The sequence below is a fragment of the Pseudomonas sp. MC6 genome (assembly GCF_054790575.1).
This window is the reverse complement of the sequence record NZ_CP186504.1, coordinates 754057-769077: the sequence shown is the minus strand read 5'-3', so window position 1 is coordinate 769077 and position 15021 is coordinate 754057. Positions and strand designations below refer to the sequence as shown.

Here is a 15021-nt window from a genome sequence, read left to right as displayed (position 1 = left end):
ACCCGGCACCGCTCGCTGACTCCCGTCGCAATCAGCCGACCGAAAAAACGCCATGCGTCTTCGGAGGGGATCGGCTTGCTTGAAGAAAGTGGTTTTCCGCACGCGGTATCACCGATAGCGGAGCAATGAGGGGCTCACAAGGCCAATTCGATAACGTCTAAAAAGTCGGAAATAACCATGCTGATGAACACTCCACGCTTCACGCTCAAACCCTTGGTGGCAACGATTTCTCGCCACCGTTTTGTTCCGTTGTATCTGGTGGCCATGGGGATGGGCGCCGGGAATGTGCAGGCGGCCGAGGACGACAACACCGGCGTCCCGGCGGCTGCGGCGGTGGTTGCGCCGACCACGCAACTGCAACGGGTGGAAGTGACGGGTTCGGCGATTCGCCGGGTCGATGCGGAAACGGCGGTGCCGATCACCATTCTCAAGGCCGATGAGCTGCGCAAACAGGGCGTGACCACCACCGCCGAACTGGTCCAGCGCATCACCGGCAGCCAGTCGATCAACAACAGCGCAGGCTCCGTGGGCGCAGCGACTGGCGGCGCCTCGTTCGCCGACATGCGCGGCATCGGCGCGAACAAGACGCTGGTGCTGCTCAACGGTCGACGTCTGGCCAACAACGCCTTGTCGGGGACCAACTCCGCCGGCGGCGCGGTGGATCTGAACATGATCCCGTTTGCCGCCATCGAGCGCGTCGAAGTGCTGCGCGACGGCGCCTCGGCCCTGTACGGCACCGACGCCATCGGCGGCGTGATCAACTTCATCACCAAGAAATCCCTGACCGACGGCCAGTTGACCCTCGGCGGCGAAACCCCGACCCACAGCGGTGGCGGTGCAACCAAAGACATGAGTGCCAGTTGGGGCTACGGCGATCTGGAGGAGGACCGCTTCAACGTGCTCGGCGTGTTCAACTACAACAAGCAGCAGAACCTCGACGCCAACGACCGCTCGTTCGCCACCGACTACGCCCCCGGTCGCGGCCTCGATCAGACCTCCGGCACCGCGTTCCCCGGTAACTACAGCCAGAACGGCAACGCCACCAACCCGTTGGCCAACAGCAATTGCAACGGCCCCAACCTGATCGCCCGCGACGGTTTGTGCCGCTTCAGTACCCGTGAATTCATCGACCTGGTGCCGCAGACCGAGAAGACCTCTTTCTTCGGCAAGACCACCGGCAAGCTCGGCGACGATCACAACGTCAACCTCGAATACTTCTGGTCGCGCAACAACAACGCCGTCGCCGTCGGCCCTGCGCCGCTGACCGGGCTGAGTCTCGATTCCTCGTCACCCTACTACCCCGGCAACGGCATCACCCCGGCGCCGACCGATTTCGCCCTCGACCCGACGCAACCGGTCGATGTGAACTGGCGCGAAACCGCTGCCGGCCCGCGTGAATCGAAAGACCAGAATACCAGCCAGCGCTTCCTGCTCAGTTTCGATGGTCTGGTCGGCGGTTGGGATTACAACGTCGGGGCCTCGTACAACCAGAACAAAATCGTCTCCAGCGTCACCAGTGGCTATGTCAGCGATCAGGCAATGATCGACGGTCTGGCCAGCGGTTTGCTCAACCCGTTCGGCCCGCAGTCGGCCGCTGGTCAGCAGTACATCGACAACGCGGCATATCACGGCGCCTATTCGACTGCTGTGGGCCGTGTAGCCGGTTTCGATGGTCGTATCAGTCGTGAAATCGGCGACTGGTTCGGTGCCGGCCCGTCCGGTCTGGCGCTGGGTGGCGAGTACCGCAAGGAGAAATTCCATCAGGACTTCGAGTCGTTCGCCGGCGACATCCAGAGCCTCGGCATCGACCCGGCCGGCAGCGTCGAAGGCGACCGCAGCGTGAAAGCCGCCTACGCAGAAATCAACGTGCCGGTGCTCGACAGCCTCGAACTGTCCGCCGCCGTGCGTCACGACAAATACAGCGACTTCGGCAGCACCACCAACCCGAAATATTCGTTCCGTTATCAGCCATTGAAAGAGCTGGTGGTACGTGGCGCCTATAGCGAAGGTTTCCGTGCGCCGTCGCTGTACGAGCTGTATTCGCCGCGCAGCATCACCTTCACTCAGGGCTACTACAACGACCCGGTGCTATGTACCGGCGGTGTGGTGCAACCGGGCGGCAACGGCGGCCGCGATTGCGGTCAGCAGTTCCTCAACCAGATTGGCGGCAACGAAGACCTGGCCCCGGAGAAGGCACGCAACGTGACCCTCGGCTTCGTCTATCAGCCGATCAACAACCTGTCAGTAGGTCTGGATTTCTGGTGGATTCACATCTCCAACCAGATCCAGCCGTTCCCGGAGTCCACCGTGTTTGATCAGGCCGGTTCCTACCCGGACCGCTTCGTGCGCAATGCCGATGGCACGCTCAACTACATCGTCACCGGCAACGCCAACCTCGGCATCGTCGAAACCAACGGTGTCGACGTGTCGCTCGACTATCGCTTCCCGAACACGCCTTACGGTCAGTTCGGTCTGGGCCTGCAAGGCACTTACGTTGACGAGTACGACTTCCAGAGCACCATCAAAGGCCCATTCACCGACAAGGTCGGCGACTTTCAGGGTGACGGCGTGATCGCGCGCTGGAAGCACAACCTCACCGGCAGCTGGACCTTCGGCGCGGCGCGGGCGGCACTGACCAACCGCTTCACCACCGGCTACAACGACTACGACCGCGACACCCACGCGCGCGTGGCGTCGTATTCGGTGTGGGACCTGTCGGCCGGCTACACCTTCAACAAGGTGCTGGACGTCGATGCCGGGATGAAGAACGTGTTCGACCGCAACCCGCCGTTCTCCAACCAGGCTTACAACTTCCAGAGCGGCTATGACCCGCGTTACACCGACCCGCTGGGCCGCACCTTGTTTGCGCGCATGACTTACCACTTCTAACCAAGAGCACCGCAACTCCTGTAGGAGTGAGCCTGCTCGCGATAGCGTTTTTTCAGTCAACCTTGCAGGGTCTGACTTGGCCTCATCGCGAGCAGGCTCACTCCTACAGTTTTGATCTGTGTGCATTCAGGAATTGAGGAGTGATTGCATGAGTTTTTTGCGCAACATGGCGGGCCTGCTTTTGGGCAGCGCGCTGCTGTGCACCGGCACCTCGGCGCTGGCCGCTGGCAGTTATGCGCTGACGGTGTACGGCGAGGCACCGAAATATCCGGCGAACTTCCAGCATTTCGATTTTGTCGATCCCAAGGCACCCAAGGGCGGTTCGCTCAGCCGCGCGTCGATGGAGATCGGTCAGTACAACTACATCAGCCCGTATGCCGATCAGGGCATTTCCGTGGTGCAGGTCAACGACTGGGTGTATGCGCCGTTGGCGTTCCGTTCGCTCGACGAGCCCTACACCGTTTACGCGTTGGTCGCGCAACAGATCGAGCGCGATCCCGATGGACTCTGGGTGCGTTTCACCCTCAATCCAAAAGCACGTTTCGCTGACGGCACGCCGATCACCGCCGAAGACGTGCGCTACACCTTCAACCTGCTGATGAGCAAGGGCAGCCTGAGTTATCGCCAGCAATACGCCGACGTCCAGGACGTGCTGATCGAAGGCCCGCGACAAGTGCGTTTCACCTTCAAGAACAACCTCAACCGCACCCTCGCGCTGGACTTGGCGACGATGCGCATCGTCCCCGAGCACTGGTGGAAAACCCGCGACTTCGCCAATGGCGGCGGTTTCGAGCCGCCGCTGGGCAGCGGCCCGTACCGGGTGAGCAAAGTCGACGCCGGGCGCAGCATCAGTTTCCAGCGCGATCCGGACTGGTGGGGCAAGGACCTGCCGGTCAGTCGCGGGATGTACAACTTCGACACGCTCACGGTGAATTTCTACGGTGACACCGACGTCGCCCGGCAACTGCTGCAGGCCGGTGCGTTCGACTACAACCGCGAGTTCTCCTCATCCGGATACGTGGTCGGTTACGACAGCCCAGCGTTGCGCGACGGTCGCTTGCAACAGTCGATCCTCGCCCCGGACAAACCCACCGCCGCTCAGGGCTTCGTGTTCAACCTGCAGAACCCGATCTTCGAGGATCGCCGCGTGCGTCAGGCGATCAGCCTGCTGTGGGATTTCGAGTGGACCAACAAACAGATGATGCGCGGCTTCTACGTGCGTCAGAACAGCTTCTGGCCAAAGAGCGAAATGGCCGCCACCGCCCTGCCCGACGCCGAGGAATTGAAGATCCTCGAACCTTTGCGTGGGCAGATTCCCAACGAGGTCTTCACCGAGGTTTATCAGGCACCGAAAACCGATGGCAGCGGCTACATCCGCGACAAGCAACTACAAGCACTGAAGCTGCTCGCCGAAGCCGGCTGGACGCCGCAACACAATCGTCTGGTCAACGCTGCCGGTGAGCCGCTGGATTTCACTTTTCTCGACGGCCAAGGCGGTTTCGACCGCATGCTGTTGCCGTTCAAACGCACCCTCGCGCAGATCGGCATCACCCTCAATCTGCGGCGGATCGATTCGGCGCAATACGTCAACCGTCTCAACGCCCGCGACTACGACATGATCGTCACCAGTTTCCCGCGCAGCGGCGATCCGATCGTCTCCCCTGGCCGCGAGTTGTACAGCCTGTATGCCTCGCAAAGTGCCACGCAAGTCGGCAGCTCCAACTCGATGGTGCTGGCCAATCCGGCGGTCGATCAACTGATCGACGGGCTGGTCCAGGCCAACAGCCGCGAAGCCATGGTGCATTACGCCCGAGCCCTCGACCGGGTGCTGCAATGGGGTTACTACATGATTCCCAACTATTACTCCAAAGGCACGCCGACGGTGTATCAGAACCGCTTCGGCATGCCGCCGGTGCAACCGGCCTACGACGAAGGCCTCAACACCTGGTGGGAGGTATCGGCCAAGGCGTTGACCACCCAGCAGATGCACACTCAACTCGCGAGGGGCCAGTGACATGCTGCGTTATCTGAGTCGACGCTTGCTGCTGATCATCCCGACGCTGCTGTGCATTCTGGTGGTGAATTTTCTGATTGTGCAGGCCGCGCCAGGTGGGCCGGTGGAGCAAGCCATCGCCCGCTTGCAAGGCTTCGGCGGGCACAGCGTGGGCGGTGGTGGCGAGGTGGCCGCGATTGGTGGCGCAGGCCGTAGCAGCCGTGGCCTCGACCCAGCGCTGATCGAGGAAATCAAACACCATTACGGCTTCGACAAACCGCTGCACGAACGCCTGTGGCTGATGCTGAAAAACTACGCGCAGCTGGATCTGGGCAGCAGTTTCTTTCGCGGCGCCAAGGTCACCGATCTGATTGTGCAGAAGTTGCCGGTGTCGCTGTCGCTGGGCTTGTGGGCGACGTTGATCACTTACCTGATTTCCATTCCGCTGGGCATTCGCAAAGCGATCAAGAACGGCAGCGCGTTTGATGTCTGGAGCAGCACGGCGATCATCATCGGCTACGCAATGCCCGCTTTCCTTTTCGCGATTCTGTTGATCGTGGTGTTTGCCGGTGGCAGCTACGTTAACTGGTTTCCGGTGCAGGGGCTGGTGTCGGATAACTTCGACAGCCTGAGCACGCTGGGCAAGGTCGGCGACTACCTCTGGCACCTGGTGTTGCCGGTGACGGCGCTGGTGATCGGCGGCTTTGCCACGCTAACGATCCTGACCAAAAACAGCTTCCTCAACGAGATCAGCCGCCAGTACGTGATCACCGCCCGGGCCAAGGGTCTGACCGAGAGGCGCGTGCTCTACGGCCACGTGTTTCGCAACGCCATGTTGTTGGTGGTGGCCGGTGTGCCGTCGGCGCTGATCGAGGTGTTTTTTGCCGGTTCCCTGCTGATCGAAACCATCTTCAACCTCGATGGTTTGGGGCGCATGAGCTACGAAGCGGCGGTGTCGCGCGACTATCCGGTGGTATTCGGCGCGCTGTTTCTGTTCACCCTCTTCGGCCTGTTGATCAAGCTGATCGGCGACCTCTGCTACACCCTGCTCGACCCGCGCATCGACTTCTCGGCGAGGACTGCCTGATGTTCACTCTTTCTCCTCTCGGTCAGCGCCGTGTGGCGCAGTTCAAGGCCAATCGGCTTGGGCGCTGGTCGTTGTGGCTGTTTATCGGTCTGTGCCTGATTTGCCTTGGCGGTGAGTTGATCGCCAACGACAAGCCGCTGGTGATCCGTTATCACGACGCTTTCTACTTCCCGATCCTCAGCGATTACCTGGAAACCGATTTCGGCGGCGAGTTGCCGTTTCAACCGGATTACGCCAGCGGTTACGTGCACAAACTGATTGAGGATCAGGGCGGCTGGATGCTGTTTCCGCCGATCCCGTTCAGTTACGACACGGTCAATTACGACCTTGCGGAGCCGGCACCGAGCCCACCGTCCTCAAGCAATTGGCTGGGCACCGACGATCAGGCCCGCGACGTGTTGGCGCGGGTGATTTTCGGCACGCGGATTTCGATTCTGTTTGCACTGATTCTCACCGGCATCAGTGCGTTTATCGGCATCGTTGCCGGGGCGTTGCAGGGTTATTACGGCGGTTGGGTCGACCTGCTCGGGCAACGGGTGCTGGAGATCTGGTCGGGGCTGCCGGTGCTGTACCTGCTGATCATTCTGTCCGGGTTTGTCTCGCCGAGTTTCTGGTGGTTGTTGGGGATCATGGCGCTGTTTTCCTGGCTGGCGCTGGTCGATGTGGTGCGCGCCGAGTTTCTCCGTGGGCGCAATCTGGAATACGTCAAAGCCGCGCGGGCGCTGGGCCTGACCGACAACGAGCTGATGTGTCGGCACATCCTGCCCAACGCGATGACCTCCACCCTCACCTACCTGCCGTTCATTCTCACCGGCGCCATCGCCACCCTGACTGCGCTGGATTTTCTTGGTTTCGGCATGCCCGCAGGCACCGCATCGCTGGGCGAACTGATCGGTCAGGTCAAGCGCAATCTGCAAGCGCCGTGGCTGGGGCTGACGGCGTTTTTCGCCTTGGCGCTGATTTTGTCTTTGTTGGTTTTCATCGGTGAGGCTTGCCGTGATGCGTTTGATCCAAGGAGCTGAGATGAACGACAACCTGATTGAAATTCGCGATCTGCGCGTGGCCTTCGCCGGGCAGGAAGTGGTGCACGGTTTGAACCTCGATATTCGCCGTGGCGAATGTCTGGCACTGGTCGGTGAATCCGGCTCGGGCAAGTCGGTGACGGCGCATTCGATTCTGCGTTTGTTGCCGGGCAAGAACGTCAGCAGCAGCGGCACGATCCGCTACAACGGCGTCGACTTGCTGCACGCCAGCGAACAGCAAATGCGCGGCTTGCGTGGCAACCGCATTGCGATGATTTTTCAGGAGCCGATGACCTCGCTCAATCCGTTGCACACGGTGGAAAAGCAGGTCAGCGAAGTGTTGGAGATTCACAAAGGTCTGAAGGGCCGCGCTGCCCGCGAACGGACTTTGGAGTTGCTGGAGCTGGTCGGTATTCGCCAGCCATTGCAGCGTTTGAAAGCCTATCCGCATCAGCTCTCCGGCGGTCAGCGGCAACGGGTGATGATCGCCATGGCGCTGGCCAACGAGCCGGAACTGTTGATCGCCGATGAGCCGACCACGGCGCTGGATGTGACGGTTCAGCAGAAGATTCTTGAGCTGCTGATCGAGTTGCAGCAACGCCTTGGCATGTCGCTGTTGCTGATCAGCCATGACCTCAATCTGGTGCGACGTATCGCGCAACGGGTGTGCGTGATGCGTCAGGGCGAGATCGTCGAGGAGGCCGATTGCGAAGCGTTGTTTCGGACGCCGCAGCATCCTTACAGTCGTTTGTTGATCGAAGCGGAACCCAGCGGCGCGCCGGTGCCCAGTGAGTACGATCACAACCTGCTTGAAGTCGATGATTTAAAGGTGTGGTTCCCGTTGCCCAAGGCGTTGTTCAGTCGCCAGCAGGATTACATCAAAGCGGTGGACGGCGTGAGTTTCACCCTGCAACGGGGCAAGACTTTGGGGATTGTTGGCGAGTCGGGTTCGGGTAAATCGACGCTGGGTCAGGCGATCCTGCGGTTGGTCGAGTCTGAGGGCAATATCCGTTTTGGCAACAAGCAACTGAGCCTGCTCAATCAGCGCTTGATGCGCCCGTTGCGGCGGCAGATTCAAGTGGTGTTCCAGGATCCGTTCGGCAGCCTCAGCCCTCGGATGTCAGTGCAACAGATCATTGCCGAAGGTTTACTGACTCACGGTATCGGCACAGAGGCTGAGCGTGAGGCGGCGGTGATCCGGGTGCTGGAGGAAGTCGGCCTCGACCCGCAGAGCCGGCATCGTTATCCCCACGAGTTTTCCGGTGGCCAGCGCCAACGCATTTCCATCGCCCGCGCACTGGTGCTGGAACCGGCTCTGATTCTGCTTGATGAGCCGACCTCGGCGCTTGACCGTACGGTGCAGAAGCAGGTGGTGGAGTTGTTGCGGCAATTGCAGATCAAACATGGGCTGACGTATTTGTTCATCAGCCATGATCTGGCGGTAGTGCATGCGTTGGCGCATGACTTGATGGTGATCAAGGATGGCAAGGTGGTTGAACAGGGTTCGTCGCGGGAAATCTTTGCCGCGCCCAAACACCCATACACCCAGGAACTCCTGAACGCCTCCGGCCTCAAGCCCGACACAAAACCCTGTAGGAGTGAGCCTGCTCGCGATAGCGGTATTCCAGTGACATAAGTTTTGACTGACCCACCGCCATCGCGAGCAGGCTCACTCCTACAAGGGATTGGGGTGGGTCATTGAAATATTTTTCATAGGCACTGCATCCAAACGCCTCCGCCACGGGTAGTCCCTGTAACAGCCCGCTTCGGCTGCCAGCGATCTACCCTTTTCGGAGAAACATACTGATGAACATCACCCAGTTGATCTGCCTCACCGGTTTGCTCACCGCCAGCGCCTCAACCTTCGCCCAAAGCAGCTATCCCGACGCGATCAAAGTCCCGGACGGCCACAAGATCGCTATGGAGACCACCGGGGTCGGCGAGATCACCTACGAATGCCGTGACAAAGCCAATACTCCAGGACAGACCGAGTGGACCTTCGTCGGCCCGAAAGCGGTGCTCAATGATCGCAGCGGCAAACAGGTCGGCACTTACTTCGGCCCGCCGGCCACCTGGCAGGCCAAGGACGGTTCGAAGGTCACCGGCACACAATTGGCCGTCGCGCCGTCGACTCCGGGCAACCTGCCCTATCAACTGGTCAAGGCCAATCCGGCCGAGGGTAAAGGCGCTATGAGCGGCGTGAGCTACATCCAGCGCGTCGCACTCAAGGGCGGCGTGGCGCCGGGCAGCGAATGCACAGCGGCGAACAAGGGCAAGCAGGAAGTGGTGAAGTATCAGGCTGATTACATTTTCTGGGCGGCGAACTGATCTCCGGAACACCACAAATCCCCTGTAGGAGTGAGCCTGCTCGCGATAGCGGTGTATCAGTGAAGAATATGCTGCTGACACACCGCTATCGCGAGCAGGCTCACTCCTACAAGGGGAATTATGTGTTCTGGATGTTTGCGGAATGTAAGCTAGATTGCACGACATGCCTTTAGCCGAATCCACATTCGATTACGAAGCCCGCCTCGCTGCCTGTGCCCGTGGCGAGCGGTCGGCCCTGCGCGATTTGTATGTGCAGGAAGGCCCGCGTCTGCTCGGTGTGGCCAAGCGCCTGGTGCGCGACACGGCGCTGGCGGAGGACGTTGTCCATGAAGCATTTATCAAGATCTGGAACGGTGCGGCAGGGTTTGACCCTGCGCGCGGTTCGGCGCGTGGCTGGATATTCAGCGTGACCCGGCATCTGGCGCTGAATCTGCTGCGTGATCACCGTCGTGAAACGTCGCTCGGCGTTGAACACGAAACAGTCGGGGATGCTGACGAATTCGATGCCCATGCGCATTCGGCACGCATTCATCGTTGCCTCGAACAACTCGAGCCACAACGCCGCCACTGCATCCTGCATGCCTATGTCGACGGCTACAGCCACGCGCAAATTGCCGCGCGCCTCGACACGCCGCTGGGCACGGTCAAGGCGTGGATCAAGCGCAGCCTCAACGCCTTGCGGGAGTGCATGGGATGACCAGCGAATCAGCGCAAGACCGCGATGAATTGGCCGGCGAATATGTGCTCGGCACCCTGCCGACCGAGCAGCGCATCGAAGTGCAACGGCGCTTGCCGAATGACCCCGAATTGCGTGCAGCGGTGGATGCCTGGGAACGGCGTCTGCTGGAGTTGACCGATCTGGCGCCCGCGCAACAACCCTCGGCGCTGTTGTGGCCACGGATCGAACGCAGCCTCGAACGGCTCACGCTAAAAGCGCCGTCGACCTCATGGTGGAATCTGCTGCCGCTCTGGCGCGGGCTGAGTGCGGCTGGACTGGCCGCCACATTGATTTTGGGCTCGATCCTGCTGACCCAGACCACGCCGAAACCAAGCTTTCTGGTGGTGCTGGTCGCGCCGCAGGACAAGGCCCCGGGCTGGGTGATTCAGGCGAGCAATTCGCGGGAGATTCAGTTGATTCCGCTCGGTGTGGTCGAAGTACCGGCGGACAAGGCGCTGGAATTCTGGACCAAGGCTGAAGGCTGGCAGGGGCCGGTGTCGCTGGGGCTGGTCAAGCCAGGCGAGGCTTTATCGGTGCCGCTGGACAAGTTGCCGCCGCTGCAACCCAATCAGCTGTTCGAGCTGACACTTGAGGGCGCCAATGGCTCGCCGATTGGCAAACCGACCGGGCCGATTCAGGCGATCGGGCGCGCTGTGAAGGTGCTGTAAGGCTCTGCTCTGCGGCTCCTGGCTACCATCATCGGCATCGATGTTCACCATCACGGCAATGAAGTTCTCATAAAAAATCCCGGGCGTAACATCTGCTCCATACCAACCAACAACACCCCGGAGCACACCATCATGAAACGCCAGACTCTTCTCGGTATCGCTTTCTCGGTCTTCGCTATCAACGCTTTCGCCGCTACCCCGGCCCACACCATGATCGCCGAAGGCGGCTCGGACAAACTGATCGAAAGCCGTGTGGCTGAAGGTGGTTCGGATCGTCTGCTCGAACGTCGCGTTGCTGAAGGTGGTTCGGATCGTCTGATCGAACGTCGCGTTGCTGAAGGTGGTTCGGATCGTCTGATCGAACGTCGCGTTGCTGAAGGTGGTTCGGATCGTCTGATCGAACGTCGCGTGGCTGAAGGTGGTTCGGATCGTCTGCTGGAACGTCGCGTTGCTGAAGGTGGTTCGGATCGTCTGATCGAACGTCGCGTTGCCGAAGGTGGTTCGGATCGTCTGATCGAACGTCGCGTTGCCGAAGGTGGCTCGGATCGTCTGATCGAACGTCGCGTTGCCTGATGATTGGCTGTAAGCGCAACACCCCAGAGAAACCCGGCTCCCTCAGCCGGGTTTTTTATGTCTGTGTGTTTTATCCCGCCTTGGCCATGCAGCGTTTGTAGCGCTCGTCCACACGCTTGGCGAACCACGCTGTGGTGAGTTTGCGAGTGATCTTCGGACTCTGCAGCACGATCCCCGGCAACACCGCACGCGGCAGCTTCTTCCCCTCCGCTTGCTCTGCCAGTTCGAACACCCGCTGATAGAGCTTGGTCTCTTCGAACTCCAGGGTTTTGCCCTTCTCCAGTTGATCGCGAATGGTCGGGTTGCGCATGCCCAATGACTTGCCGAGGGTACGCACCGCCAGTTCCGTGCCGCCGGGCATGATCGAGTCGTAGCGGATCAGATCGCCATCCAGCGCCAGCGGAATGCCCGAGGCGCGACTCACGGCATTCTGAAACGCAGCATTGCGGCTCGCGTACCAACCGGCATTGAAATCAGCAAACCGATACAGCGGCTCGCGATAACTCACCGGATAACCGAGCAGATGCGCGATACCGAAATACATGCCACCACGGCGACTGAACACCTCACGGCGGATCGTGCCGTCCACCGGGTACGGATAATCTTTGGCGTGCTGTTCGGCAAATTCGATGCTGACCTGCATCGGCCCGCCGGTGTGCACCGGGTTGAAGCCGCCGAACAGCGTGCGACCCATCGGCACCCGGCCGATGAAGTCGTCGAAAATACCACTGAGTTCTTTTTCACTGCGCGCCGCATTCAGGCGTTCGCTGTAGGTCTTGCCGTTGGTTGAACGCACTTGCAATGCGCCGCTGACCAACAGGCTGGGGATATGCACTTTCGCGGCGCGACGGTCGATTTCGTCGCGGGCGATCTTGCCCAGGCCGGGCACGGTGGGGTCGGCCTGGAAGGTGGATTCCTGTTCGGCAACGGCCAGCACCGAGCACAGGTTTTGCGTGGTCGGGCTGATGCTCTGCGCGGCAAACGCGGCGTAGATATCGGTGGCCCAGCCTTGCCGGTCAGCAGTCTTGGCCGGCATCAGCCGCACGATCTCGGCCTTCACTTCAGCAGGCGCACGCGGCACCGGTTCCTGGCTGCGCTGCCCCGCGCAACCGGCGAGCACCAGCAATGCGGCGAGCGTGATCGGTAATCGAGGGTTGTGCATGTTGCTCCATCCAGTCCAATAAGCCAGAACCACCATACACAATCCGTGTAGGAGCTGCCGCAGGCTGCGATCTTTTGACTTTAAAAAACAAGATCAAAAGATCGCAGCCTCCGGCAGCTCCTACAGAGGAATATGGGTTTTGAAGAGGTGATGACAAACCGATTGCAAACCGTTACTGAGAAAACCTATCATTTGCACCTGGAGTCGCATTTGCGCAAGGAGTTCCCGCGCCGCCCTTATTTTTCTCACCGGCCGTGCGCCTCCAGGTACATACATGCCCGCTCCAGCTCGACTCGCCGTCCCGTTTCGCCCGACGTTTCTCGCCCTGCTGTGCTCCCTGACTGTCACCGCTCACGCCGCTGAAGGCGATGCCAAAGCGCTGGTGCTGGACGACGTCAACGTCAATGCTCAAGCCCCGACGCCCAACGCCTTGCCCCCGGTTTACGCGGGTGGTCAGGTTGCCCGGGGTGGCCAGCTCGGCGTGCTCGGCAATCAGGACATGATGGACGTACCATTCAGCGCCGCCTCTTATACCGAACAACTGATCCAGGATCAGCAGGCCGAAAACGTCGCCGACGTGCTGCTCAACGATTCGTCGGTACGTCAGGCCTCCGGTTTCTCCAACCAGGCGCAGGTCTTCATGATTCGCGGACTGCCGCTCAACGGCGACGATATTTCCTATAACGGTCTCTACGGTGTGCTGCCACGGCAGATCATTTCCACCGACGCCTTGGAGCGCGTGGAAGTGTTCAAAGGCCCGAACGCCTTTATCAACGGCGTGACCCCGACCGGCTCCGGCATCGGCGGCGGCGTCAACCTGCAACCGAAACGCGCCGGTGACGTGCCGCTGCGTCGTTACACCACCGACATCAATAGCGAAGGCCGCATCGGTCATCACTTCGACATCGGCCAGCGCTTCGGTGAAGACAACCGCTTCGGCGCACGGATCAACCTGTCCCAGCGTGAAGGCGACACCGGCATCGACCACGAAAACCAGCGTTCGAAACTGTTCGCCATCGGCCTCGACTATCGCGGTGACGCCCTGCGCATCTCCGGCGACTTCGCCTACCAGAAAGAGCGTGTCAACGGTGGTCGCAACTCGGTCAACCTCGGCACAGCCACGCACATTCCGGACGCGCCATCGGCCGACACCAACTACGCGCCGAAGTGGGGCTACACCGAGATTGAAGACACTTTCGGCATGCTCCGCGCCGAGTACGACCTGAACGACAACTGGACCGCCTATGCTGCTGGTGGCGCCAAGCACACCCGGGAAGTCGGTCGCTACAACTCGACCACCCTGGTCGGTAACAACGGCGCGTCGTTCACCACCGGCTCGTTCATTCCCCATGACGAAGACAACACCAGCGTGATGGCCGGCCTTAACGGTAAATTCAATACCGGCCCGGTCAGCCATCAGCTCAACTTCGGTCTGACCGGCATCTGGGCCGAACAGCGCAGCGCCTATGATTTCGACCTGACCAAGTACGCCAACAACATCTACCACCCGGTGCAAACGCCATCGCCGGTGGGCAACTTTGCCGGCGGTGATGTGAATGATCCAGGCATCGTCGGCAAGACCTTCAACCGCAGCCTGGCGATTTCCGACACCCTCGGTTTCTTCGATGATCGCCTGCTGGTCACCGCCGGCCTGCGTCGCCAGCAACTGGTGGTGCAAGGCTACAACTACGCCAGTTGGGGCAGCGGCGATCGCAAGTCGAGCTACGACGAGTCGATCACCACGCCGGTGTATGGCGTGGTGTTCAAGCCATGGGAACATGTGTCGTTCTACGCCAACCACATCGAAGGCCTGGCTCAGGGCCCGACCTCGCCGACCAGCACCGGCGGCTTCCGCGTGACCAACGGCAACGAAGTCTATGCACCGGCGCGTTCCAAACAGACCGAAGTCGGGGTGAAAGTCGACATGGGCACTTACGGCGCGAGCCTGGGTGTCTATCGCATCGAACAGCCAAGCGACGGTTACTGCGAAATCGACAGCGCCACCACCTGCACCTACGTGCGTGAAGGCGAGCAGGTCAACAAAGGCGTGGAAATGAACGTGTTCGGCGAGCCGGTTCAGGGCCTGCGCCTGATCAGCGGCCTGACCCTGATGGACACCGAACTGAAGAACACCCTCAACGGCGCCAACGACGGCAACCGTGCGATCGGCGTGCCGACCTTCCAGTTCAACGCTGGTGCGGATTGGGACGTGCCGGGCCTGCAAGGCGTAGCGCTGAATGCGCGGATGCTGCGCACCGGCGGTCAATACGCCGATGCGGCGAACAATCTGAGCCTGCCGACCTGGAACCGCTTCGATGCGGGTGCGCGTTATGCGTTCAAGGTGTCGGAGAAGAACGTGACCGTGCGGCTGGGTGTAGAGAATCTGGCGAACAAGAAGTATTGGGAATCGGCTCAGGGTGGGTATCTGACTCAGGGTGAGCCACGAGTGGCGAAGTTGTCCGGCACTATTGATTTCTAAGGCTGAAAAGCCCCTCATCGGAACGCCGCCCGCCTAACCCTCTCCCGGAGGGAGAGGGGACTGATTGCGGTGTTCTTTCGAAGTACACCGACGTGTGCCATC

The 15021-nt window shown here is 60.6% G+C and carries 11 protein-coding genes; 10 read left to right on the top strand and 1 reads right to left on the bottom strand.

Annotated features, from left to right (window positions below; all coding sequences use genetic code 11):
• Positions 1-177: 177 nt before the first annotated feature.
• From ACOYXE_RS03545 to ACOYXE_RS03505, 9 genes are all read left to right on the top strand, one after another.
• Positions 178-2889 carry a TonB-dependent receptor gene (locus ACOYXE_RS03545; RefSeq protein WP_460927744.1) on the top strand — a complete coding sequence of 904 codons (2712 nt, stop codon included), beginning with the start codon at positions 178-180 and terminating at the stop codon, positions 2887-2889.
• A gap of 148 nt (positions 2890-3037) precedes the next feature.
• Complete coding sequence (locus ACOYXE_RS03540; protein ID WP_460927742.1) at positions 3038-4903, top strand: extracellular solute-binding protein; 1866 nt, start codon at positions 3038-3040, stop codon at positions 4901-4903.
• Between the two features lies 1 nt (position 4904).
• Positions 4905-5969 carry a microcin C ABC transporter permease YejB gene (locus ACOYXE_RS03535; protein WP_460927740.1) on the top strand — a complete coding sequence of 355 codons (1065 nt, stop codon included), beginning with the start codon at positions 4905-4907 and terminating at the stop codon, positions 5967-5969.
• Positions 5969-6991 (top strand): ABC transporter permease, encoded by a 1023-nt coding sequence (locus tag ACOYXE_RS03530; protein ID WP_460927738.1) that lies wholly within the window; start codon positions 5969-5971, stop codon positions 6989-6991. The genes ACOYXE_RS03535 and ACOYXE_RS03530 overlap by 1 nt, the downstream gene beginning before the upstream one ends.
• A 1-nt stretch (position 6992) precedes the next feature.
• Positions 6993-8627, top strand: a complete 1635-nt coding sequence (locus ACOYXE_RS03525; RefSeq protein ID WP_460927736.1) for an ABC transporter ATP-binding protein — start codon at positions 6993-6995, stop codon at positions 8625-8627.
• A 170-nt stretch (positions 8628-8797) separates the two neighbouring features.
• Positions 8798-9319, top strand: a complete 522-nt coding sequence (locus tag ACOYXE_RS03520; RefSeq protein ID WP_160058724.1) for a DUF3455 domain-containing protein — start codon at positions 8798-8800, stop codon at positions 9317-9319.
• Between the two features lie 163 nt (positions 9320-9482).
• Positions 9483-10016 (top strand): sigma-70 family RNA polymerase sigma factor, encoded by a 534-nt coding sequence (locus tag ACOYXE_RS03515; RefSeq protein WP_160058725.1) that lies wholly within the window; start codon positions 9483-9485, stop codon positions 10014-10016.
• Positions 10013-10705, top strand: a complete 693-nt coding sequence (locus ACOYXE_RS03510) for an anti-sigma factor (protein WP_460927733.1) — start codon at positions 10013-10015, stop codon at positions 10703-10705. The genes ACOYXE_RS03515 and ACOYXE_RS03510 overlap by 4 nt, the downstream gene beginning before the upstream one ends.
• A 132-nt stretch (positions 10706-10837) precedes the next feature.
• Positions 10838-11278, top strand: a complete 441-nt coding sequence (locus tag ACOYXE_RS03505) for a phage infection protein (protein WP_160058727.1) — start codon at positions 10838-10840, stop codon at positions 11276-11278.
• Between the two features lie 70 nt (positions 11279-11348).
• On the opposite strand, the gene ACOYXE_RS03500 is transcribed toward ACOYXE_RS03505, so the two are convergent.
• Complete coding sequence (locus ACOYXE_RS03500; protein WP_405123257.1) at positions 11349-12440, bottom strand: DUF1615 domain-containing protein; 1092 nt, start codon at positions 12438-12440, stop codon at positions 11349-11351.
• Positions 12441-12714: 274 nt separating this feature from the next.
• Here ACOYXE_RS03500 and ACOYXE_RS03495 point away from each other — a divergent pair, with 274 nt between their 5' ends.
• Positions 12715-14919 carry a TonB-dependent receptor gene (locus ACOYXE_RS03495; RefSeq protein WP_460927730.1) on the top strand — a complete coding sequence of 735 codons (2205 nt, stop codon included), beginning with the start codon at positions 12715-12717 and terminating at the stop codon, positions 14917-14919.
• The last annotated feature ends 102 nt before the right edge of the window (positions 14920-15021 follow it).

Bases quoted from the DNA above. Each gene is read 5' to 3' on its own strand.
- ACOYXE_RS03545 (WP_460927744.1), top strand. From the start codon at position 178: ATGCTGATGAACACTCCACGCTTCACGCTCAAACCCTTGGTGGCAACG.
- ACOYXE_RS03540 (WP_460927742.1), top strand. From the start codon at position 3,038: ATGAGTTTTTTGCGCAACATGGCGGGCCTGCTTTTGGGCAGCGCGCTG.
- ACOYXE_RS03535 (WP_460927740.1), top strand. From the start codon at position 4,905: ATGCTGCGTTATCTGAGTCGACGCTTGCTGCTGATCATCCCGACGCTG.
- ACOYXE_RS03530 (WP_460927738.1), top strand. From the start codon at position 5,969: ATGTTCACTCTTTCTCCTCTCGGTCAGCGCCGTGTGGCGCAGTTCAAG.
- ACOYXE_RS03525 (WP_460927736.1), top strand. From the start codon at position 6,993: ATGAACGACAACCTGATTGAAATTCGCGATCTGCGCGTGGCCTTCGCC.
- ACOYXE_RS03520 (WP_160058724.1), top strand. From the start codon at position 8,798: ATGAACATCACCCAGTTGATCTGCCTCACCGGTTTGCTCACCGCCAGC.
- ACOYXE_RS03515 (WP_160058725.1), top strand. From the start codon at position 9,483: ATGCCTTTAGCCGAATCCACATTCGATTACGAAGCCCGCCTCGCTGCC.
- ACOYXE_RS03510 (WP_460927733.1), top strand. From the start codon at position 10,013: ATGACCAGCGAATCAGCGCAAGACCGCGATGAATTGGCCGGCGAATAT.
- ACOYXE_RS03505 (WP_160058727.1), top strand. From the start codon at position 10,838: ATGAAACGCCAGACTCTTCTCGGTATCGCTTTCTCGGTCTTCGCTATC.
- ACOYXE_RS03500 (WP_405123257.1), bottom strand. From the start codon at position 12,440: ATGCACAACCCTCGATTACCGATCACGCTCGCCGCATTGCTGGTGCTC.
- ACOYXE_RS03495 (WP_460927730.1), top strand. From the start codon at position 12,715: ATGCCCGCTCCAGCTCGACTCGCCGTCCCGTTTCGCCCGACGTTTCTC.